Source organism: Streptomyces sp. NPDC000880 (assembly GCF_053599675.1).
Genome location: NZ_JBSFMS010000034.1, coordinates 1 through 21,832, shown reverse-complemented (window position 1 = coordinate 21,832; position 21,832 = coordinate 1). Strand labels below are relative to the sequence as shown.

Annotated in this window: 21 protein-coding genes, 1 tRNA gene and 1 pseudogene; 12 read left to right on the top strand and 11 right to left on the bottom strand. The window is 69.3% G+C overall.

Annotated elements, in window-relative coordinates:
• Positions 1-58: 58 nt before the first annotated feature.
• Genes ACWDO5_RS14290 through ACWDO5_RS14275 form a run of 4 tightly spaced genes read left to right on the top strand, consistent with a single transcriptional unit; the run spans position 59 to position 4,611 of the window.
• Positions 59-715 (top strand): DUF998 domain-containing protein, encoded by a 657-nt coding sequence (locus ACWDO5_RS14290; RefSeq protein WP_450530573.1) that lies wholly within the window; start codon positions 59-61, stop codon positions 713-715.
• A complete protein-coding gene (locus ACWDO5_RS14285; protein ID WP_450530572.1) occupies positions 712-2,811 on the top strand; it encodes a glycosyltransferase in 2,100 nt (699 codons plus the stop codon). Before ACWDO5_RS14290 ends, ACWDO5_RS14285 begins: the two co-directional genes overlap by 4 nt.
• Entirely contained in the window at positions 2,783-3,490 is a 708-nt protein-coding gene (locus ACWDO5_RS14280) for a response regulator transcription factor (protein WP_450530571.1), read from the top strand. Before ACWDO5_RS14285 ends, ACWDO5_RS14280 begins: the two co-directional genes overlap by 29 nt.
• A 23-nt stretch (positions 3,491-3,513) precedes the next feature.
• Entirely contained in the window at positions 3,514-4,611 is a 1,098-nt protein-coding gene (locus ACWDO5_RS14275) for a sensor histidine kinase (protein WP_450530570.1), read from the top strand.
• Between the two features lie 218 nt (positions 4,612-4,829).
• Here the strand turns inward: ACWDO5_RS14275 and ACWDO5_RS14270 are convergent, their stop codons facing one another.
• A complete protein-coding gene (locus ACWDO5_RS14270; protein ID WP_450530569.1) occupies positions 4,830-6,269 on the bottom strand; it encodes a DUF445 domain-containing protein in 1,440 nt (479 codons plus the stop codon).
• A 101-nt stretch (positions 6,270-6,370) separates the two neighbouring features.
• On the opposite strand from ACWDO5_RS14270, the gene ACWDO5_RS14265 reads away from it, so the two are divergent.
• Positions 6,371-7,615 (top strand): SGNH/GDSL hydrolase family protein, encoded by a 1,245-nt coding sequence (locus tag ACWDO5_RS14265; RefSeq protein ID WP_450530568.1) that lies wholly within the window; start codon positions 6,371-6,373, stop codon positions 7,613-7,615.
• A gap of 37 nt (positions 7,616-7,652) precedes the next feature.
• Here ACWDO5_RS14265 and ACWDO5_RS14260 read toward each other — a convergent pair whose 3' ends face one another.
• The 4 genes from ACWDO5_RS14260 to ACWDO5_RS14245 are packed head-to-tail and all read right to left on the bottom strand — an operon-like array spanning position 7,653 to position 11,010.
• The gene (locus ACWDO5_RS14260) at positions 7,653-8,333 is read right to left on the bottom strand and encodes a DUF1707 SHOCT-like domain-containing protein (protein ID WP_450530567.1); all 681 of its coding nucleotides are present in this window, start codon (positions 8,331-8,333) and stop codon (positions 7,653-7,655) included.
• A gap of 52 nt (positions 8,334-8,385) precedes the next feature.
• Positions 8,386-9,375, bottom strand: a complete 990-nt coding sequence (locus ACWDO5_RS14255; RefSeq protein WP_450530602.1) for an ABC transporter ATP-binding protein — start codon at positions 9,373-9,375, stop codon at positions 8,386-8,388.
• A 26-nt stretch (positions 9,376-9,401) separates the two neighbouring features.
• On the bottom strand, positions 9,402-10,166 hold the full coding sequence (locus ACWDO5_RS14250) for an ABC transporter permease (protein ID WP_450530601.1): 765 nt from the start codon (positions 10,164-10,166) through the stop codon (positions 9,402-9,404).
• 43 nt (positions 10,167-10,209) lie between these two features.
• Positions 10,210-11,010, bottom strand: coding sequence for an ABC transporter permease (locus tag ACWDO5_RS14245; RefSeq protein WP_450530566.1), 801 nt, complete (start codon positions 11,008-11,010; stop codon positions 10,210-10,212).
• A 126-nt stretch (positions 11,011-11,136) separates the two neighbouring features.
• Between ACWDO5_RS14245 and ACWDO5_RS14240 the strand changes: the two are divergent.
• Positions 11,137-13,493, top strand: a pseudogene (locus tag ACWDO5_RS14240) (transglycosylase domain-containing protein).
• Positions 13,494-13,570: 77 nt separating this feature from the next.
• On the opposite strand, the gene ACWDO5_RS14235 reads toward ACWDO5_RS14240, so the two are convergent.
• Both ACWDO5_RS14235 and ACWDO5_RS14230 read right to left on the bottom strand, forming a co-directional pair.
• A complete protein-coding gene (locus ACWDO5_RS14235; RefSeq protein WP_450530600.1) occupies positions 13,571-13,873 on the bottom strand; it encodes a GroES family chaperonin in 303 nt (100 codons plus the stop codon).
• 82 nt (positions 13,874-13,955) lie between these two features.
• The gene (locus tag ACWDO5_RS14230; protein WP_450530565.1) at positions 13,956-14,276 is read right to left on the bottom strand and encodes a DUF3618 domain-containing protein; all 321 of its coding nucleotides are present in this window, start codon (positions 14,274-14,276) and stop codon (positions 13,956-13,958) included.
• A gap of 138 nt (positions 14,277-14,414) precedes the next feature.
• Here ACWDO5_RS14230 and bcp point away from each other — a divergent pair, with 138 nt between their 5' ends.
• From bcp to ACWDO5_RS14210, 4 genes are all read left to right on the top strand, one after another.
• A complete protein-coding gene (gene bcp, locus ACWDO5_RS14225) occupies positions 14,415-14,882 on the top strand; it encodes a thioredoxin-dependent thiol peroxidase (protein WP_450530564.1) in 468 nt (155 codons plus the stop codon).
• A gap of 140 nt (positions 14,883-15,022) precedes the next feature.
• On the top strand, positions 15,023-15,712 hold the full coding sequence (locus tag ACWDO5_RS14220; protein WP_450530563.1) for an HNH endonuclease: 690 nt from the start codon (positions 15,023-15,025) through the stop codon (positions 15,710-15,712).
• Entirely contained in the window at positions 15,709-16,365 is a 657-nt protein-coding gene (locus tag ACWDO5_RS14215; protein WP_450530562.1) for an HNH endonuclease, read from the top strand. Before ACWDO5_RS14220 ends, ACWDO5_RS14215 begins: the two co-directional genes overlap by 4 nt.
• Positions 16,366-16,415: 50 nt before the next feature.
• Positions 16,416-16,499: transfer RNA gene (locus tag ACWDO5_RS14210), tRNA-Leu, on the top strand.
• 59 nt (positions 16,500-16,558) lie between these two features.
• Here ACWDO5_RS14210 and rdgB read toward each other — a convergent pair.
• From rdgB to ACWDO5_RS14190, 4 genes are all read right to left on the bottom strand, one after another.
• Positions 16,559-17,170 carry an RdgB/HAM1 family non-canonical purine NTP pyrophosphatase gene (rdgB, locus tag ACWDO5_RS14205; protein ID WP_450530561.1) on the bottom strand — a complete coding sequence of 204 codons (612 nt, stop codon included), beginning with the start codon at positions 17,168-17,170 and terminating at the stop codon, positions 16,559-16,561.
• Positions 17,171-17,178: 8 nt separating this feature from the next.
• Positions 17,179-17,565, bottom strand: a complete 387-nt coding sequence (locus ACWDO5_RS14200) for a hypothetical protein (RefSeq protein WP_450530560.1) — start codon at positions 17,563-17,565, stop codon at positions 17,179-17,181.
• A 92-nt stretch (positions 17,566-17,657) separates the two neighbouring features.
• On the bottom strand, positions 17,658-18,398 hold the full coding sequence (rph, locus tag ACWDO5_RS14195; protein WP_450530559.1) for a ribonuclease PH: 741 nt from the start codon (positions 18,396-18,398) through the stop codon (positions 17,658-17,660).
• 136 nt (positions 18,399-18,534) lie between these two features.
• Positions 18,535-18,768 (bottom strand): glucose PTS transporter subunit EIIB, encoded by a 234-nt coding sequence (locus ACWDO5_RS14190; RefSeq protein ID WP_450530558.1) that lies wholly within the window; start codon positions 18,766-18,768, stop codon positions 18,535-18,537.
• A 241-nt stretch (positions 18,769-19,009) separates the two neighbouring features.
• Between ACWDO5_RS14190 and ACWDO5_RS14185 the strand changes: the two genes are divergently transcribed.
• Both ACWDO5_RS14185 and ACWDO5_RS14180 read left to right on the top strand, forming a co-directional pair.
• Entirely contained in the window at positions 19,010-20,305 is a 1,296-nt protein-coding gene (locus tag ACWDO5_RS14185; protein ID WP_450530557.1) for a PTS transporter subunit EIIC, read from the top strand.
• Between the two features lie 237 nt (positions 20,306-20,542).
• Complete coding sequence (locus ACWDO5_RS14180) at positions 20,543-21,793, top strand: PTS transporter subunit EIIC (protein WP_450530556.1); 1,251 nt, start codon at positions 20,543-20,545, stop codon at positions 21,791-21,793.
• Positions 21,794-21,832 lie beyond the last annotated feature (39 nt).

Sequence of the window (21,832 nt, the reverse complement as noted above, 5' to 3'; positions counted from 1 at the left end):
TGGAAGCTTCATGGGCTGACTCGTATGCGCCACATGAGGCACGGGTTTCCTGAGCGGCATGGACGGGTCCCACCTCACACACAAACTCGTAACCGCGGCTCAAGCCGGGCTGGCCGCATCGTTGGTCGGCGCTGCCGTGCTGCACGTCGGGTGGGCGGAACACGCGGACGCCATCGGGCAGACGTTGAGTGACTACGCGCTCGTTGAGGGCGGCGGCCGGATCTTCACCGGAACCGTGGTCTGCCTGGCGGCGGGATCGGCGGCGTTGCTGGCCGGCCTGAGGCGGTCCGGCCTGCCGGTCGGAGGCCCTGCGACGGCGCTGCTGGGAACGTGGTGCGGCGGGCTGCTGCTCTCCGCCGTCTTCCCGACTGATCCGGCGGGCAGCACTCCGTCCGTAGCGGGGTTGGTGCACCGGTACATGGCGGGCGGCGCCGTGGCGGCTCTTCCGGCCGCCGGACTACTGATCGCCCGGCGGCTGGGCGCTGTGCCCGGCCGGCACGGCACAGCGCGGTTGCTGCGTCGCGCCTCCTGGGCCAGCGCGGCAGGTGGTCTCGCCTTTCTTGGCACCCATCTGTGCGCTGTGTCCCCGGTGACACCGATCGCCCAGTCCATCGCCGGGGTGCTCGGCCTGGCCGAGCGCGTGACACTCGTGCTGGAGACGGGCGTGCTGCTCGTGCTGGCCGGTGCGGTACGTGCCGGCGGGGATCCGCGATGACCTGGCTCGCCATCTGCCTCGCGGTCCTGGACGCGTGCTGCTTCGCTGCCGGGGCGCGGCTGCAGCACAGTGGTCCGCTCGGATCCGCGTCCTTGATCTCTGCGGTGCGGCGGCCTCGCTGGCTCGCTGGGCTCGCGGTCCTCGCGGTGGGGGCGACACTGCATGTCATCGCCCTGCGGCTGGCCCCGTTGACGGTCGTTCAGCCGTTCGGGGTGCTGACGGTCGTGGTGAGCGTGATGTGGGGGCTCAGGGACCGGCGTGCCCGGCTGCGGCTGGGCACCGGGCTTGCGCTGGCGGCGATCCTCACCGGCGCAGGATCGTTCGCCGTGCTCGCCGCACAGGTCACCGTGCCTGCCCCCGTCACATCGCGTGCCGAGGGCCAAGCCGGGCTGTTGGTCTTCCTCGCGGTGGCCATCTGCGCGGCGGTCGGCGGGCTGTCGCGTGGCCGCGGCCGCTGTCTCGTCCTGGCCACGGGCGGCGGCGTCGCGTACGGCTATGTCGCCGTGCTGGTGCGGGCAGCGACGGAACAGTACGCGGACCGCGGCGTGCACGGCGCGCTGCTCGGCACGCTCGCCGCCCTCGCGCTGACGGCCGTCGCCGGCTGCTGGCTCATTCAGCAGGCGTACGCCGACGGCCCGCCCGAGATCGCGGTCGCCTGCTTCACCGTCGTCGACCCGCTGGTCGCCGTCGCCATCGGTATCGGCCTGCTCGGGGAGGCCCCCGGACTCACCGGTGCGACCGCGGCAGTCGGCCTGGTCTGCGCGGCCCTCGCGGTCGGCGGCATCATCCGGCTCTCCCTCGGCACCTCTGTGTCTGCCCCGGCACCCCTTTTCCTCCCACGACAGGAGCACTTCATGTCCGGCCCCCATCGGCAGCGGATCGTCATCGGCGCCGACACCTATCCGCCCGATGTCAACGGCGCGGCGAACTTCGCCCACCGCCTCGCTGCCGGGCTCGCCGGCCGCGGCCACGAAGTCCACGTGATCTGCCCGTCGCCCGGCACCGGACCTGAGCGCATCACGCTCGACGGAGTCACCGTGCACCGGCTGCCCTCGCACCGCACACCCTTCCATCCCACCTTCCGGGTCTCTCTGCCCTGGCAGATCGCCCGTCCGGCCACCGCGCTGCTGGAACGCCTCGCGCCCGACGTGGTGCATGTGCAGTCCCACTTCACCGTGGGCCGGACCCTGGCCGCCGCCGCACGCCGCCGGGCAATCCCGGTAGTGGCGACCAACCACTTCATGCCGGAGAACCTCATCGGCTACACCAAGATCTCCGGACGGCTCAGCTCCGCGGCGTGCCGGCTGGCGTGGCGCGACCTCGTCCGCGTCTTCCGGCGCGCCCAGATCGTCACGGCGCCCACCCCCCGCGCGGTGGCTCTGCTGCACGAGCACGGCCTCGGCACCGCCCTGCCCGTGTCGTGCGGCCTCGACCTGCACCGGTTCGCACAGCCCACCGTGGCAGCCAGGGGCGAGGAGCGCCGAGTCCTGTTCGTCGGCCGGCTCGACGCGGAGAAGAACGTGCACGAGCTCCTGCGGGCACTGCCGCTGCTGCCCGAGGATCTCCGAGTGACGGCCGATATCGTCGGCGACGGGTCCTGCCGCGGCAGCCTGGAAGCACTCGCCCGGGAACTCGGCATCCACGACCGGGTCACATTCCACGGGCTGGTCAGCGATCAGGAAGTGCTGGACGCCTACGCTCGCTGCGACGTGTTCTGCATGCCCGGCACCGCCGAGCTGCAGAGCCTGGTCACCATGGAGGCCATGGCCGCCGGTAAACCCATCGTCGCCGCCGACGCCATGGCCCTGCCCCACCTGGTCCACCCCGGCCGCAACGGACGCCTGTTCCCGCCCGGCGACATCCGCGCCCTGGCCGCGGCCCTCACCGCGGTTCTGAGTGACACGGACGCCCGTACGTCCATGGGCGAGGCCAGCCGGGAGATCATCGCCCGCCATGACATCGGCCACACCCTGGACACCTTTGAAGCCCTCTACCTGGAAGCAGCCGGACGGCGCCATACAGGGGACGACCGGCACCTCGTGGACCCCTTCGGGGATAGTGAGCAGCATGAGTACGCAGCACGTTCTGGTCGTTGACGACGAACCGAAGATCCGGATGACACTGCGCGGCTATCTGGAGGCGGACGGTTTCGAGGTCATGGAGGCGGCGGACGGCCCCTCGGGGCTGTCCGCCGTCATCAGCGAGAAGCCCGACCTGGTCGTGCTCGACGTGATGTTGCCCGGGCTCGACGGGTTCGAGGTACTGCGCCGGATCAGGGCGACCAGCCAGGTACCGGTCATCCTGCTGACCGCACGGGATGAGGAGGTGGACCGGGTCATCGGGTTCACCGCGGGCAGCGACGACTACGTCACGAAGCCGTTCAGTGCCCGCGAACTCGCCCTGCGGGCCCGGGCGATCCTGCGCCGCGCCGAAGGCCAGCAGCAGACACACGACGAAGACCGGACGCTGCGCTTCGACAGTCTTGTCATCAACCCCTGCACCCGCACGGTCACGGCCGACACCGACCGCGCGGTGGAACTGTCGGCGCTCGACTTCGACCTGCTGGTGGCAATGGCACGGATGCCGGGCCGGGTGTTCACCCGTCGCGGGCTGATCGAACAGGTGTGGGGCCGGGACTTCTTCGGCGACGAACGCGTGGTGGACGTGCACATCCGGACGCTGCGCCGCGCGCTCGGCGACGACGCGAACGCACCCCGGTTCGTGGGAACCGTGCGGGCCATCGGCTACCGCTTCCTCGCCCGGCCCGTCACATGACCGGCCGGGCACAGAGTGGACCGATGCCGATGCACGTTCCGACCCTCCGCAGCAGGCTGAGATGTCTGCTGCTTACCCTGCCGCTGAGCATCCGCCTGGTGGTGTCCCATGTCGTGGTTCTGCTGGTGGCGCTCACCGCGATGAGCATCGGCGCCTACGTCTTCGGGGTCTTCAACAAACACGGGCACATCGACGCCGACCCGGTGTTCACCTCCGCTCTGGTCGCCGGCGCGGCCGCGGCGATCCTGGCGGCCATCGGCTTCTCCCGGTTCCTGCTCCGGCCGCTGGAGCGTGTCCGCGCCGCCACTCACCGCCTTGCCCAAGGGCACTACGACGACGTCCTCGACGTGCCCCACGAACCCGGACTCGCCGCGCTTGTCGAGGACGTCAACCGGCTGGCGGCCGCACTCGCCGACACCGAGCGACGCCGCGCCCGCCTGGTCTCCGAGATCGCCCACGAGATGCGCACCCCCATCACCATCCTGCGCGGCCAGATCGAGGGGATCACCGACGGCATCTTCACCCCCGACGACGCCATGTTCGCCTCACTCACCGACGACCTGGACCGGCTGCGGCGCCTCGCCGACGACCTCTCCAGCCTCTCCCGCGCCGAAGAGGGCGCGTTCACTCTGCACCCGGTGCCCACCGACCTGACCGCGCTCGTACGCACTACGGCCGAACGGCTGCGCTCCCAGTACGAGGACAAGGGAGTCACCCTCGACGTCCTTCCCGGCCCGTCGGTCACCACCCGGCTCGACCCCGACCGCGTCACCCAGGTCGTCATCAACCTCCTCGGCAACGCCCTTATCGCCTGCGACTCCGGCGGCAGTGTGTCCGCCACCGTACAGACGACACGAACCCCTTCACCGCACGCTGTCGTCCGCGTCACGGACGACGGCGTGGGCATCGCCGACCACGACCTCGCACGCATCTTCGCCCGCTTCGAACGCATCGAACACCCCGGCCGCCCCGCCCCCGCGGGCGGCAGCGGCATCGGCCTGACCATCGCCCGCGGCATCGTCCGAGCACACGGCGGCGACATCGCGGCAGCCTCCCCGGGCCTGGGCAAGGGGGCGACATTCACGGTGCGTCTGCCCCTGGGGCCGGAAGGTCCTGCGTAGGCGGAAGGTCCTGCGTAGGCGGAAGGTCCTGCGTAGGCCATTTCCCGGGGACAAGACCTGGGACGGACCGCCAACGGCGCTTCCGCGCCTCGCCGAGCTTCCTCTCCATCGGCTCCTTCAGCAAAGCGGCGTCGGCCGCTGAACACGTACGGCTCGCCGTACGTACTCCACGACACCTCCCCCAGGTGGCTGGGCGCGTGACCGTACGTCAGGGTCGGTCACGCGCCCAGCGCGTGTGCCACCGTATAGATCAGCAGGCCGGCCAGCGCGCCGACCACCGTGCCGTTGATCCGGATGAACTGCAGATCCCGGCCGATGTGCGCCTCGATCTTGCGCGAGGTGTGCTGCGCGTCCCAGCTCGCGACCGTCTCCGAGATCAGCGAGGTGATCTCGGCGCGGTACGTGGTCACCACGTACACCGCCGCGTCCTCCAGCCACCCGTCCACCTTCGCCTGCAGCCGGCTGTCCGTCGCCAGCCGCGAGCCCAGCGACAGCAGCGAGGCGCGGGCGCGCAGCCGCAGTTCGCTCCGGTCGTCCTCGGCCGCCGAGATGATCATGGTGCGTACGGAGGACCAGGCCGAGGCGATCACGTCCTGCACCTCCGAACGGGACAACAGGTCCGACTTCATACGCTCCACCCGCGCCCGGGTGTCCGTGTCCGACTGGAGATCGGTCGCGAAGTCCGTCAGGAAGCGGTCGATCGCTCCGCGCGCCGGGTGGGCCGGCATGTCGCGCATCTCGGTGACAAAGCGCAGCAGCTCCTTGTAGACGCGCTCGCCGACCTTCTTGTCCACGAACCGGGGGGTCCAGCCCGGCGCCCCGCCCTGGACCGCGTCCATCACCGAGTCCGAGTGGAGCACCAGCCAGTCGGCCCCGCGGGCGCAGATCAGGTCGACCGCGCGGTGGTGGGCGCCGTCGGCGACGACCTTGTCCAGAGTCTTGCCGATGCCGGGCGCGATCTCCGCGCTGTCCGCGCGGCGCGTGATCGCCTCGCCGACGACCGCCTGGACGTCGGAGTCGCGCAGCACCGTCAGCGCGCCGCGCAGTGCGGTGGACAGCTCGGCGGTGACCCGGTCGGCGTGGGCGGGCTCGGCGAGCCATGCGCCCAGGCGGCGACCGATGCCGAGGGCGTGCAGCCGGGCGCGGACGACATCGCCGGAGAGGAAGTTCTCCCCGACGAACGAGCCGAGCGTGGCACCGAGCTGGTCCTTCTTGTTCGGGATGATCGCGGTGTGCGGGATGGGCAGGCCCAGGGGGTAGCGGAACAGCGCCGTCACCGCGAACCAGTCGGCCAGCGCGCCGACCATGCCCGCCTCCGCGGCGGCCGCGACATAGCCGGTCCAGCCGCCCAGCCCGGCGTTCTTCCCCCAGGTGGCGAGGACGAAGATCAGCGCGACGAACAGCAGCGCGCCCGTTGCCGTCGCCTTCATCCGGCGCACACCGCGCTGCTTCTCGGCGTCCGCCTCGGTGAACGCGAAGGAGGGGAGGGACGTGCGTGCGCGCACCGCGTCATCGGCAGACCGGTCCCGGGCAGACGGGTTCGCGCCGGCGCGGCCGCCCTCTGTCGGCGACGGCCGTTCCGGTCCTGTCCCTGCCGGTCCTGTCCCTGCCGGTCCTGTCCCTGCCGGTCCTGGACGTTCCCGTTCTGTGCGTTCCATCCGCTCCACCCGTCCGCGCGAGCCCCGTACGCAATAGTCCCTACCTCAGGTACTCCCGGGACGCACATCGAGTTCCCCTTGAGATGCCGCATGATGTGCTCATGCACAAGCGCCGCGGGTACGCGACCCTCGCTGCCCTCGCCACCGTCGTGGTCCTCATTTGCGGCGCGATATACCTCGGAGTCGGGGCCGCGCAGGGCCGGACAGCCGTCCGTACGCCCTCCGCCGCGCCCGCGGTCTGGGTCGGCACCTGGTCCGCCGCCCCCGTCGAGGCCGCAGCCACCGGAACCGGCCCCGCTCACAACCAGGCCGGCCGCTCCGTACGCAATGTCGTCCACACCAGCATCGGCGGCGTCGCCGCCCGGCTCACCCTCTCCAACCTCCTCGGCCGCCGTCCGCTCGAGATCGCCCACGTCTCGCTCGCCGTCCGCGCGGGCCGCGGCCCCGCCGCCGTGCCCGGCACCCTGCGCCGCGTGACGTTCCAGGGCGCCGAGGCCGTCACGATCGCGGCCCGCGGCCAGTGGGTCAGCGACCCCGTCGTGCTGGAGATCCCGTACGACGGCGATCTGCTGGTCACGGTGCATGCCGCCGACGGGCCCGTCACCATCCACCCACGCGCGCGCCAGACCTCGTACGTCGCGGACGGCGACCGTACGCAGGACGAGGGCGGGGACTCGTACACCGGCCGGACCCGCGCCTGGCACCACCTCACCGCCGTCGACGTGCTGACCCGGGACGCGCGCGGCGCGGTGGTCGTTGTGGGCGACTCGATCACCGACGGGGTCACATCCACCCCCGACGCCAACCGCCGCTGGCCGGACGTCCTCGCCGACCGGCTGGGCCGCCGGGGCGCGGGCCGCTACGGCGTCCTCAACCAGGGCATCAGCGGCAACCGCCTGTTCGCCGAGGGCCGCGGCCCCAGCACCCTCGCCCGCTTCGACCGCGATGTGCTCGCCCGGTCCGGGGCCAGGACCGTGATCGTCGTGATCGGCATCAACGACCTGCTGCACTCCCCGCGCACGCCCACCGCCGACCGGATGACTGCCGGGTTCGCCGAACTCGCCCACCGGGCGCACGCACGCGGTCTGCGAGTCGTCGGGGCGACGCTGCTGCCCTGTGACGGACACCGCCGCTGCACGCCCGCCGTCGAGTCCGTACGCGACCAGGTCAACGCGATCGTCCGCGCGGGTGGGATCTTCGACGCGGTCGTCGACTTCGACCGGGCGCTGCGCGATCCGTACGCACCGAACCGGCTGCGACCGCGCTACGACTCGGGCGACCATCTCCACCCGAGCGACGCCGGCTATGCGCGGATGGCCAAGGCGGTGGACCCGGCGCGGCTCTGACGGCGGGCCCGCGCCGCCCCCAGCAGGCACTCCCCGCTCAGTCGAGCTCCTTGCGGTCGCCCTTCTCCAGCCGCCCCCGCTTCTCCACTTCGCGTTCCGCCCTGAGCCGCTGCTTCTCCGCCCGGGTGCGCTTGCGCTCCACGCCCACGCCGCCCATCAGCGCGAAGCCGGAGATGATCACGCGCGGCGCCGCCGGGTCCGGATTGCCCTCGCCCTGTTCGCCGAAGCCGCCCATGAAACCGATGCCGTTGACCTCGACGTTCAGGTCGGGCGGCACGACGATGTTGACCCCGCCCATGATCGCGAAGCAGCGGATCACGGTCACCCGCTCCTCGAAACGGGCTTCCCGCAGGTCGAGTTCGCCGCCGCCCATCATCGTGAAGCTGGTGAACCTACGGGCCACCGTCCAGCTGCCCTTGCGTACGAAGCCGCCCCAGAAGGCGAACGCCCCCTTCGAGGTGGCCGGGCCACCGACGCGCTCGGCCCAGCTGCCCGACCCGGCGGCGACCGCCGATGACGCCAACACCGTCCCCGCCGCGGGAAGATCGCTGACCAGCGGCTCCAAGTCGCCGTGCGTACGCGCCTTATAGGCGGCGTCGAGGCGCTGCTCGAACTCCTCCATGTCGAGCCGCCCCTCCGCCACCGCATCGCGCAACCGCTCGGCCACCCTTTCGCGCTCGGAGTCTGAGGCGCGCATTTCAGGGAGTTCACTCGTCATGGTCAGCAGCCTAGTCAAGGCCGCGCTACGCATACAGCCCACGGCCCCCGGGCTACAACCCCGACCTCTCCGGCGGGGGTTTGGGGGTGTCCCCCATTCGATACAGCATTTTCGCGATCACCGCCTCGATGTCCGGCTCCCGCACCGACAGGTCCGCCAGCGGATACGCGTCGGCAAGCGCGGCCACCAACGGCGCCGCCGACTGGGAGGCCGGGAAGGCCAGCCACTGGCGGGGACCCTCGACCTTCACCGTACGAGCGGAGTCGAGGACGATCGGCGGCAACTCTCGCTCCAGGTCCACCACCAGCGTCCGCTCGCTCTCCCCCACCTCGTGGAGCCCGGCGAGCGCCCCGTCGTACATCAGCCGCCCGTGGTCGATCACCATCACGCGCTTGCACAGCTGCTCGATGTCGGTCAGATCGTGCGTCGTGAGCAGCACCGTCGTGGCCCGCTCGGCGTTCAGGTCCCGCAGGAAGTCCCTGACCTTCGCCTTGGAGATCACATCGAGGCCGATGGTCGGCTCGTCCAGATACAGCACCTCGGGGTCGTGCAGCAGCGCCGCCGCGATGTCGCCGCGCATCCGCTGCCCGAGCGAGAGCTGGCGCACGGGCACGTCCAACAGCTCGGCCAGATCGAGGAGTTCGACACAACGGTCGAGGTTCTCGCGGAACCGCTTGTCCGGGATCCGGTACATCCGGTGCACCAGGCGGTACGAGTCCTTCAGCGGCAGGTCCCACCACAGGGTCGTACGCTGCCCGAAGACCACGCCGATCCGCTGCGCCAGCCTCGTACGCTCCCGGGACGGATCGATACCCGCGACCCGCAGCCGCCCGCCGCTCGGGGTCAGAATGCCCGTCAGCATCTTGATGGTGGTGGACTTGCCCGCGCCGTTCGGGCCGATGTAGCCGACCATCTCGCCGCGCGGCACCCGGAAGCTGATCCCGTCGACGGCCCGCACCTGGTGCTTCTCGCGGCGCAGCCGGCCAGTTCTCCGTCGTACCTCGAAGACCTTCTCGACGCCGTCGAGCTCGATGAAGTCCATGAAGTCCCCCTCGGCGAGGTCCACCCTCAGCTCCCTGTGCTCCGGTACGAACGAAGGCCGACGCGCCAGGCGAGGGCGGCCAGCCAGCAGCAGACCCCGGCGACCACGGGCGGCAGGAAGGCCAGCCACTGCGGCACGTCCAGCGGGTAGGGCCGGCCCAGCACATACAGCGCGGGCAGCCAGTTGACGAAGGCCAGCGGCACCACGAAGGTCACCCCGCGCACCAGGTCCTTCGCAAAGAGCGTCGGCGGGTACTGGAGCAGCGTGTTCCCGCCGTACGTGAAGGAGTTCTGCACCTCGGACGCGTCCTGCGCCCAGAACTGGAACGCCGCCCCCGCCACGTACAGCGCCGAGAAGATCGCCGCCCCGCTGAGCAGCATCAGCGGCACCATCAGCACCCGCAGCGGCGTCCACTCGATGTCGAGGACGAGCACTCCGTAGCCGAAGACCAGCAGCCCCTGGGTGATCCGGCCCAGCCGGCGCAGCGCGAACCGGTCCGCCGCCACCTGCGCGAGCACCGGCACCGGACGCACCAGCAGCGTGTCCAGCGTGCCGTCCCGCACCCGCCGACCCAGCCGGCTCATCGAGCCCATCACCAGATCGGCGAGGCCGAATGCGGTGCCCGACGCCCCGTACAGGAAGGCGATCTCGCCCAGGGTGTAGCCGCCCAGCGCGTCCACGTGCGAGAACATCAGCAGGATCGTGACGAAGTCGAAGGCCGTCCCGGCGAAGTTCCCGAACGCCGTCATCACGAACGACGCGCGGTAGGTCATCGTGGAGCGGATCCACATCGCGGCGATCAGTCCGTATGCCCGCAGTCCGCCCAAGAGCGCGTCAGCCACCCTGGACCACCAGCCTGCGGGTCGCGACGGTCTGCAGGGCCCGCCCGGCGGCCAGCAGCGCCAGCGCCCAGCCGCCCTGGAAGGCGTACGCCTGCACCAGCCCCCAGCCGGTGTGCTTGCCGAGGAAGACGTCTGCCGGGACCTGGAGCAGCGAGGACCAGGGCAGCGCCCGGGCCACTTCGCCCAGGACGCCGGGAAAGAGGTTCAGCGGCAGCAGCATCCCGGAGAAGAACAGCCCGGCCAGCCAGCAGATCTGCATCACCCCGGCCCCGTCCATCAGCCAGAACGCGGAGAGCGCCACCAGGTACCGGACCGCGAAGCTCACCACCACGCCGAGCGCCACCGACACCAGGAAGGCGAGCCAGGTCAGCGGCGAGGTCGGCAGCGCGAGGTCGAAGGCGAGCCCGCCGAGCGCCATCGGCACGATGCCGCGACCCATGAGATGGAAGGCCGCCCGCCCCAAGTCGCCCGAAAGCCACCAGAATTGGAGATCTGCGGGCCGGTAGAGGTCGATCGCGATGTCGCCGGTGCGGATCCGCTCGATCAGCTCATCCTCGAAGCCGCCGCCCATCATGGCGCAGGTCATCAGCAGCGCCTGGCCCAGCCACACATAGGTGAGCGCCTGGGAGAGGTCGTACCCGCCCAGCTGCGGACGCTCGTCCCACAGAGCCGTATAGGTGTACGCCACGATGAAGCCGAAGACGGTGTTGGTGAACACCCCTGCAGCCGTCGCCAGCCGGTACGTCGCATAGCGCCGGAACCCACCGGCGGCGACGACCGCGTACAGCCGCACGTCGATTCCCCCTCCGCGCGCGGGCACCGAAGCGCACGAGCCTAGCCCAGCGGGGCGGGCCGCCGCGAGCGCTTTTACGCCTGCCGGGTCCGCGGGTTGATCCACTGAAAAGTGCAGTATGGGCGTATGAGCGACGAGCCACAGCAGCAGGGCTGGAAACCCCGGGACACGACCGTCGTCGGACCGCCGCCCGCACTCGAGAAGAAGGGCTTCAAGCCCCGCCGCAAGCGTACCGGCTGGCGTCGCGCCATCCCCACCTGGCGGACGGTGCTCGGTACCTTTCTGATCGTCGTCCTCCTGCTGATCGGGGGCTTCCTGGCCGGCTACAGACTCGTCGACATCCCGACCGCCAACGCCATGGCCACCGCCCAGTCAAATGTCTACCTCTACAACGACGGCACCCAGATCGCCCGTGACGGCGAGGTCAACCGGGAGAACGTGGGCCTCGCGCAGGTACCCCTGGCCGTGCAGCGGGCCGTACTGGCCGCCGAGAACCGCGACTTCCACTCCGCGCGCGCCGTCGACCCCAAGGCGATGGTCCGCGCCGCCTGGAACACCCTCACCGGCAAGGGCAAACAGTCCGGCTCCACCATCACTCAGCAGTACGTCAAGAACTACTACCTGGGCCAGGAGCAGACCATCTCGCGGAAGTGGAAGGAGTTCTTCATCGCGATCAAGCTGAGCCGCGAGGAGAGCAAGAGCGACATCCTGGAGGGCTATCTCAACACCAGCTACTTCGGGCGCAACGCCTACGGCATCCAGGCCGCGGCCCATGCCTACTACGGCGAGGACATCGAGCACATCGACACCGCGGAAGGCGCGTACCTGGCCTCGCTGCTCAACGCCCCCAGCGCGTACGACATCGCCACGCACCCGGAGAACCGGGCGGCCGCGCTCGGCCGCTGGAACTACACCCTCGACGGCATGGTCAAGAAGAAGTGGCTCAGCCCCGCCGACCGAGCGGCCATGAAGTTCCCCGCGCCGCAGACGGCGAAGCCCGCGACCGGGCTGTCGGGCCAGCGCGGGTATATCGTCCAGGCCGTCGAGGACTACCTCACCAACAACAAGATCATCGACGAGAACACCCTGGCCACCGGCGGCTACCGGATCACCACCACGCTGGAGCGGCAGAAGCAGGACGCGTTCGCCGAGGCCGTCGACGACCAGGTGATGTCCAAGCTGGACGGGAACCGCAAGGCGGACCGCAATGTCCGCGTCGGCGGAGCGTCCATCGACCCGGCCACCGGCAAGGTCGTCGCCATGTACGGCGGCGTCGACTACACCAAGCAGTACGTCAACAACGCGACCCGCCGCGACTACCAAGTCGGCTCCACCTTCAAGCCGTTCGTCTTCACCGCGGCCGTCGAGCACGAGTCGAGCACCCAGGACGGCCGGACCATCACCCCCAACACCGTCTACGACGGCACCAACAGGCGTACGGTCCGGGGCTGGAGCGGCAAGCCGTACGCCCCCGAGAACGAGGACGGCGTCTCGTACGGCCCGATCACGGTCCGCACCGCCACCGACAGGTCCGTCAACGCGGTGTACGCGCAGATGGCCATGGACGTCGGCCCCACCAGGGTCAGGCGGACCGCGATCGACCTCGGGATCCCCGCGAACACCCCGGATCTGAACGCCTCCCCCTCCATCGCGCTCGGCACCGCCACCGCGAGCGTCCTCGACATGACGGAGGCGTACGCGACGCTCGCCAACCACGGCAGGCACGGCACGTACACCCTCGTCGAGAAGGTCACCAAGAACGGCATGGACGTCCGACTGCCCAAGGAGGACGGCGAGCAGGCCGTCAGCCGGGAGGCCGCCGACACCACCACCTCGATCCTGCAGAGCGTGGTCGACGACGGCACCGGCACCGCGGCCCAGTCGGCGGGCCGTCCCGCCGCGGGCAAGACGGGCACGGCGGAGGAGGACAAGGCGGCCTGGTTCGCGGGCTACACCCCGAAACTGGCCACGGTGGTCGCGGTGATGGGCCAGGACCCGGTAACGGGTGGGCAGAAGCCGCTGTACGGAGCGCTGGGGCTGCCGCGGATCAACGGCGGCGGGGCGCCGGCGAAGATCTGGGGCCAGTTCACGGGCGCCGCGCTGGAGGGCTCCGAGATCGAGGAGTTCGACCTGGAACTGCAGGAGGGCACGGAGGACGAGGAGGGGGAGGAGGGGGAGCGGGAGGACCCGGAACTGCCGGCCGAGTCGTCGCAGGAGCAGGAGCCGGAGCCGGAGTCGCCGGGCGAGACGCCGGGGGAGACATCCAGCGAGACACCGGGCGAGAACGAGGGGCAGACGGACGGGGGCACCACCGACGGAGAGACGACGAACAGCGGTGAAACCGACGGGGGCACGGACACCGGCGGCCGGCCGATGGCGGGACCGAGGGCGGGACCGAAGGCGGCGGTACGACCAGCGGCGGTACGACCGACGGGGGCGCGGGCAGCAAGCCCACAACCACCCGTCCCGCCCGGCCCCGGTGAGCCGGCCGATCAATGACCCGGGGTTCGCCTGCAACCCCACCACGGCAGGCATGACCTGCGATCGCGAGGCGCAGATTCTACAGATACAGCCCGGTGGAGTCCTCGGAACCCTGGAAACGGTCCGCCGCGACCGCGTGCAGATCCCGCTCCCGCATCAGTACGTACGCCACGCCCCGCACCTCGACCTCGGCGCGGTCCTCGGGGTCGTACAGCACCCGGTCGCCCGGCGCCACAGTGCGCACGTTCTGCCCGACGGCGACCACCTCGGCCCAGGCCAGACGCCTGCCTACCGCCGCCGTCGCCGGAATGACGATGCCGCCGCTGGAACGCCGCTCGCCCTCCGGGATGTCGGTCCTGACCAGCACGCGGTCGTGCAGCATCCGGATGGGCAGCTTGTCGTGGTGGGTCTTGTCGCTCACGCCTTGAACCTACCTGCCCGGGAGCCTTCCGTACGCCCGAGGGTCACCCCCGGCGCCTTCTCACCGACACGGCGAGCAGGCCTACGATCCCCACGGCCACCAGCGCCACCGGAACCAGCCGCTCCAGCCGGGGCGCGCCTTTCTCCGACACGAACTGCGCCTTCATGTCGGACACCGTGCGGTTCACCACGACGAAGGCACGACCCGCGGTCTGGTCCACGGTCGAGGCGAGCCTGGCCTTCGCATCACCGATGACCGTCTTCGGGTGCATGCGCACCCCGATCTCGTCGAGCGTCTCGGCAAGCTGGTCGCGCCTGCGAACGATGTCCGCCTCGATCTGCGCAGGGGTCCTGGCATCCGACACCGCACTGCCTCCGTGGTCGTGTCCGGTAGTCCTTCCTCGACAGTCTGTCAGCTCGGCAGCCCCCGGACCCCACGGCACCCCTATTACGCTCGACGGCATACACCAGGCATACACCCTCACGTCCCCCCGAGGAGAACCATGAGCGAGCGACTCCAGCCCGGCGACACGGCCCCGGCCTTCACCCTGCCCGACGCGGACGGCAACGAGGTCTCGCTCGCCGACCACAAGGGCCGGAAGGTGATCGTCTACTTCTACCCGGCGGCTCTGACTCCCGGCTGCACCAAGCAGGCCTGCGACTTCACGGACAACCTGGACCTGCTGGCGGGCGCGGGCTACGACGTCATCGGGGTGTCGCCGGACAAGCCGGAGAAGCTGGCGAAGTTCCGCGACAAGGAGAGCCTGAAGGTCACGCTGGTCGGGGACCCGTCCAAAGAAACGCTGGCGGCGTACGGCGCGTTCGGCGAGAAGAAGCTGTACGGCAAGACGGTGACGGGTGTCATCCGCTCGACAGTCGTGGTCGACGAGGAGGGCAAGGTGGAGCGCGCATTGTACAACGTAAAGGCGACGGGCCATGTCGCCAAGATCATCAAGGACCTCGGCATCTGAGGTCGTCCGCACCCGTACGGAACGGGGCGCACCGCGCGACAAGCGGTGCGGCCTGTTCCGCATTTCGGACGTGACCGTCCGACATTCGGTTCGTTACTCCGTACGAGGCCGCGAGCATGCGGCCGGGGACGGAGGGGACGATGGGAGTCAGTCCATACACACGCGAGCGCCTGACCGAGGCCGCCGACTCGTCGCGGACGTTGTCCGAGGCGCTGACGAAACTCGGGGTGGATCCCAAGAGTTCGCGACGCTCATACATACGCGAGCGCATGAGGAAGTTGGGGGTCGACACCTCTCACTTCGAGCGCGAAGGCACGCGCTGGACAAGAGACATCCTGGAATCGACTGTCGCCGCGTCGACCAGCGTGTGCGAGGTGTTGCGGCGGCTCGGTCTTGATGTCGTGGGCGGCCAGCACACACACCTCAGCCGTCGCATACGAGCCCTTGGGATCGACACGTCCCACTTCACACCGCATGCGCGAACCGATCGAATGCGGAACCACAGGCGCCGCAGAACAGCCGCCGAAATCCTGGTCGAGGAACAATCGGCAAACGCACGCCGCGTACCCAGCGAGCGGCTCAAGAGGGCACTGCTCGAACTCGGCATCGCCGACTCCTGCGCTCTCTGTGAAATCACGTCCGAATGGCTGGGCTGCCCTCTGCCGCTCGAGGTTGATCACATCGATGGCAACTGGCGAAACAATCGCATCGAGAATCTGCGGCTCCTGTGCCCAAACTGCCACTCGACCACGGACACCTACCGGGGGCGTGGCAAGGCGCGCAGAGCCGGCACTTCCCGGCCATCGCGTGTCGGCGATGAGTATCGATGAATCAACGCAGGCAGTACACGCATGAGTTGCTGACCGAAGCCGCAGCACAGTGCAGCGACGTCGATGAGGTCATCGCGTTCTTCGGCACCACCCCGTATGAACGTCTCGGCCGCCATCTGATGAGCCGCTTCAGCCACTACGGCATCGACGTCTCGCACTTCTCACGCCCCGGTGGGGGCCGACGGCCCTCCACAGTGGACTTGAGACAGGCCGTGGCCGAGTCTGTCTCCATCGCCGAAACTCTGAGACTGCTCGGCCGCCCGGACAACAAGAGCCAACGGGCTCTGCTGCACCGCTGGACGGCCGAGGACGGACTGGACACGCGGCACTTTTTGGGCCAGGCACATCAGCGGGGGAAGCCCGGCCCAACACCGGTCAGGGCCGCCAAGGATGTGCTGGTCAAGCACAACGGCAAGCGCCGCACCCACGCAGCGATGCTGCGCAGAGCACTGCGCGAGATCGGCGTTGCCGAGCAGTGCGCCAGGTGCGGTACGGGCCCAGTCTGGAACGGTAAGCCCATGACCCTGGAGGTCGACCACATCAGCGGCGACTGGAGCGACGACCGGGCCGAGAACCTTCGGCTGCTCTGTCCCAATTGCCACGCCATCACCAGCACGTGGTGTCGCGGAGGCCGGCGCCGAAGAGCCTTTTGAGTACCTCGATCTGCTTCAGCCGCCTGCCCCGGTACCATGGCAGGCGGCTAGCGGCGGTGGCGCAACGGCGACGCAGCAGACTTAGGATCTGTGGCCTGTGAAAAGGCTTGAGGGTTCGAATCCCTTCCGCCGCACAATGAATGGCCTGCGAATCAGGGGATTTGATTCGCAGGCCATTGTTGTCTGTCTGCGTTCAGCCCAGCAGCTCCCGCACCACCGGCACCAGCGCCCTGAACGCCTTCCCCCTATGACTGATCGCGTTCTTCTCCGCCGCCGTGAGCTCCGCGCAGGTACGCGTCTCCCCCTCCGGCTGCAGGATCGGGTCGTAACCGAAGCCGCCCGTGCCCGAGGGCGCGTGGCGCAAGGTTCCCAGCAGTTGGCCCTCCACGACCCGTTCGGTGCCGTCCGGGAGGGCCAGGGCCGCCGCGCACGCGAAGTGGGCGCCGCGGTGGGCGTCGTCGATGTCGGCGAGCTGGGCCAGCAGCAGGTTCAGGTTGGCCGTGTCGTCGCCGTGTCGGCCCGCCCACCGGGCGGAGAAGATGCCGGGCGAGCCGCCGAGTACGTCGACGCAGAGGCCGGAGTCGTCGGCGACGGCCGGCAGGCCGGTCGCCCGGGCCAGGGCGTGCGCCTTGAGCAGGGCGTTCTCGGCGAAGGTGACGCCGGTTTCCTTGACGTCGGGGATGTCGGGGATGTCGGGGTAAGCCTCCGCGCCGACAAGGTCGTGAGTGAGGCCCGCGTCGGAGAGGATGGCCTTGAGTTCGGTGATTTTCCCGGCGTTGCGGGTGGCGAGGATCAGACGGGTCATGCCCCCGATTATCCGGGTGTGCAGACCTTGCCGATCTCGCCCGCGGCGTCGGTGACGGGCTTGATGTCCGGGGTGGCGTCGCCGTTCTCGATTGCCTTGCGGACGTTGTCGACGCCGGTGCCCAGGTTGTCGACGGCCTTGCTCAGGTCCGCGTTGTCGGTCTTGTCGCTGAGGCTCTTCAGTTCCTTGTCGATGTCGTCGAGGGCCTGCCGGGCCTGTGTCGGGTCGTCGCCGGCGCTGGAGACGGCCTGCTGGAGCTTGTCGACGCTGGCGGCGATGGCGTCGGCGGTCTCGACGCAGTCGAGTGCCTTGTCGATGGCGCTGCAGCCGACGGTGATCGGGACGATCAGAGCGGCGGTGGCGAGCGTGAGGGCTATGCGTCGGCGCGCAGACATGGAACTGTCCTCCCGGATACGGACGGGCGCACGGTTCGGCCCGTGCGCCCGTGACTCTATCGACGCCCAGTAGCGCGTCCTTGGTTGCTTCTTTACCTGAGCGGTTCGGTCGACGCGAGCGCTGCGAGCTGGAGCGCGGCCAGATCGGCGCAGCCGCCGGTCGCGAGATCGAGGAGCGCGTTGAGCTCCTTGCGGTCGAAGGGCTCGGCCTCGGCGGTGCCCTGGACCTCGACGAAGCGGCCGTCGCCGGTGCAGACGACGTTCATGTCGGTCTCGGCGCGCACGTCCTCCTCGTAACAGAGGTCGAGAAGCGGAGTGCCGTCGACGATGCCGACGCTGACGGCGGCGACGGTCCCGGTGAGTGGCTTGCGGCCGGCCTTGACGATCTTCTTGGCCTGGGCCCAGGCGACGGCGTCGGCGAGAGCGACGTATGCGCCGGTGACGGCGGCGGTGCGGGTGCCGCCGTCGGCCTGGAGGACGTCGCAGTCCAGAACGATGGTGTTCTCGCCGAGCGCCTTGTAGTCGATGACGGCGCGCAGCGAGCGGCCGATGAGGCGGCTGATCTCGTGCGTACGGCCGCCGATCTTGCCGCGTACGGATTCGCGGTCGCCACGGGTGTTGGTGGAGCGCGGCAGCATCGAGTACTCGGCGGTCACCCAGCCTTCGCCGCTGCCCTTGCGCCAGCGCGGGACGCCTTCGGTGACCGAGGCGGTGCAGAAGACCTTCGTGTCGCCGAAGGCGATGAGGACGGAGCCCTCGGCGTGCTTGCTCCATCCGCGTTCGATGGTGACCGGGCGGAGCTGTTCGGGGGTGCGGCCGTCGATTCGAGACATGGCGTCGAGCCTAGCTGCTGTGTGCGCGGCCCTGTTCCGCGTGTGCGGGGGCTTCGTTCGGCATGCGCAAGGGCCCCGTTCCGGTCGGAACGGGGCCCCTCTCGTACGGCTTCGTACGGTGGCGTGGCTCAGCGGCTCACATCATGTCTTCGATGTCGGCGGCGATCGGGTCGGCGTCGGTGCCGATGACGACCTGGATCGCGTTGCCCATCTTGACGACGCCGTGGGCGCCGGCGGCCTTGAGGGCGGCCTCGTCGACCTTGGCCGGGTCGATGACTTCGGTACGAAGGCGGGTGATGCAGCCCTCGATCTCTTCGATGTTGTCGATCCCGCCGAGCCCGGCAACGATCTTCTCAGCCTTGCTGGCCATGTCTTCTCCCTGCGTTCAAGAGCGCGTTTGCTGGGCGCTCAGCGCTGCCTCGACCTACCATCGGTCCGCTTTGTCACGGTAACGCACGGTTGGCCCATCTTCACGGGCGAGTAACCATCTCGTACCGAATGATGACGATCACCGGAACCCTGTCCCGTGACTGGATCCCGGGACCATATCGGGACTGGTCTACACCAGTCTGCAGCACCTGCCAACCCAGGCATCTTCCGGGAGGACGCCGATGAGTTCGGACAGCACTGCCGCGCCACTGCACAAGTGGTGGACCGGTGCCTTCCAGGGGCTCCAGAAGATGGGCCGCAGCCTACAGTTGCCGATCGCCGTCCTCCCCGCGGCCGGCATCCTCAACCGGCTCGGCCAGCCCGATGTTTTCGGCGCGGACGGCCTGGGCTGGAACGACGTCGCCAAGGTGATGGCCGGCGCCGGCGGCGCGCTGCTGGACCCCAACATCGGCCTGCCGCTGCTGTTCTGCGTCGGTGTGGCGATCGGCATGGCCAAGAAGTCCGACGGCTCCACAGCGCTCGCGGCCGTAGCGGGCTTCCTCGTCTACTACGGCGTTCTGCACCAGTTCCCCAAGGACTGCGAGGGCGCGGCGAGGGCGGTGACCGTCGGCTGCCAGTCACAGGACGGCACCGTCGTGGCGTATGCGTACCAGAACCCGGGCGTCTTCGGCGGCATCGTCATGGGCCTGCTGGCCGCCTACTTCTGGCAGCGCTACCACCGCACCAAACTGGTGGACTGGCTCGGCTTCTTCAACGGCCGCCGACTCGTCCCGATCATCATGTCCTTCGTCGCGATCGCGTTCGCGGCCCTGTGCCTGTGGATCTGGCCGCCGGTCGGCGACGCGCTGGAGAGCTTCAGCGACTGGCTGGTGAACCTGGACGAGTGGGGTGCGGGCATCTTCGGTGTCGCGAACCGGGCGCTGCTCGTCGTCGGCCTGCACCAGTTCCTGAACGTGCCCATCTGGTTCCAGTTCGGCAGCTACACCAAGCCGGACGGCACGGTCGTGCACGGCGACATCAGCATGTTCCTGGCGGGCGACCCGAATGCGGGCCAGTTCACCACCGGCTTCTTCCCGATCATGATGTTCGCTCTCCCCGCGGCGGCGCTGGCGATCACACACTGCGCCAAGCCGCACCGCCGCAAGGAGATCGGCGGTCTGATGCTGTCGGTCGCGCTGACGTCCTTCGTCACCGGGATCACCGAGCCGATCGAGTACTCGTTCCTCTTCGTCGCGCCACTGCTGTACGTGATCCACGCACTGCTCACCGGTGTCTCGATGGCGGTGAGCTGGGGCCTCGGGGCCAAGGACGGCTTCAGCTTCTCGGCGGGTCTGATCGACTACGTCATCAACTGGAACCTGGCGACCAAGCCCTGGCTGCTCATTCCGATCGGCCTGGGCTTCGCGGTGGTGTACTACGCGATCTTCCGATTCGCGATCACCAAGTTCAATATCCCGACGCCGGGGCGTGAGCCGGAGGAAGTCGAGGGTGAACTGGAGCGGGAAGTGATCAAGTAGGGCAGCGGTTCTTGGGCCCTCTGGCCCCTGAAGTAATGCCTCATAAGGCCCCATGGACGTGTGCTCCGGGGGCCTTATGTCGCGTATATCGAGTTATGGGACTTGTCATAGGAATCGGAGGTTCCTTATCCCGCCCTCACCGTGCTAAAACTGGCCTGCACCATTGAGTGGTGTAGACCACCCACACTGCTGCCTCCCCCCATGTCCCCGGCAGCATCCGGCACATGGAGGACGTTGATGACCACCGCCACCGCCACGGCGGCCCCCGCGAAGAAGCGGGGAGCCGGCCTGTTCCAGGGCCTGCAGAAGGTTGGCCGAAGCCTTCAGCTTCCCATCGCCGTGCTGCCGGCGGCGGGCATCATGGTACGGCTCGGCCAGGACGACATCTTCGGCAAGGACGGGCTCGGCTGGGACAAGGTCGCCGCCGTCTTCAACAACGCCGGCGGTGCCATAACGGGCGCGCTTCCCATGTTGTTCTGCATAGGCGTCGCGATCGGCTTCGCCAAGAAGGCGGACGGCTCCACCGCGCTCGCCGCACTGGTCGGCTTCCTCGTCTACAGCAAGGTGCTGCAGGCCTTTCCGGTGACCGAGGCCGTGGTCATGGACGGCAAGGACGTCGCCGCGACGTACAACGACCCTGGTGTGCTCGGCGGCATCGTCATGGGTCTGCTGGCCGCCATTCTGTGGCAGCGTTTCCACCGCACCAAGCTGGTCGACTGGCTCGGCTTCTTCAACGGCCGTCGCCTCGTCCCGATCATCATGGCGTTCGTCGGCATCGTCATAGGTGTCTGCTTCGGCCTGGTCTGGGAGCCCATCGGCAACGGCATCTCGCACTTCGGCGAGTGGATGACCGGCCTCGGCGCCGGCGGCGCGGCCCTCTTCGGTGGCGTCAACCGCGCGCTGATCCCGATCGGCATGCACCAGTTCGTGAACACCGTCGCCTGGTTCCAGCTCGGTGACTTCACCAACTCCGCCGGCGAGGTCGTGCACGGCGACATCACGCGCTTCCTGGCCGGTGACCCGACGGCGGGCATGTACCAGTCCGGCTTCTTCCCGATCATGATGTTCGGCCTTCCGGCCGCCGCCCTCGCCATGGCGCACTGCGCCCGCCCCGAGCGGCGCAAGGCCGTCCTCGGCATGATGGTGTCGCTGGCACTGACGTCCTTCGTGACGGGTGTGACCGAGCCGATCGAGTTCTCGTTCATGTTCATCGCACCGCTGCTGTACGTGATCCACGCGGTCCTCACCGCCGTCTCGCTGGCCGTGACCTGGGGCCTGGGCGTCCACGCGGGCTTCAACTTCTCGGCCGGCTTCATCGACTACGCGCTGAACTGGACCCATGCGACAAAGCCCTGGATGATCATCCCGATCGGCCTGGTCTTCGCGGCGGTCTACTACGTGACCTTCCGCTTCGCGATCGTCAAGTTCAACCTCACCACCCCGGGCCGTGAGCCCGAGGAAGAGGTCGAGGACCTGACGAAGGCGTAGTCAGCACTGAAGGACGTCCGCCGGGGACGTCCTGCGAGC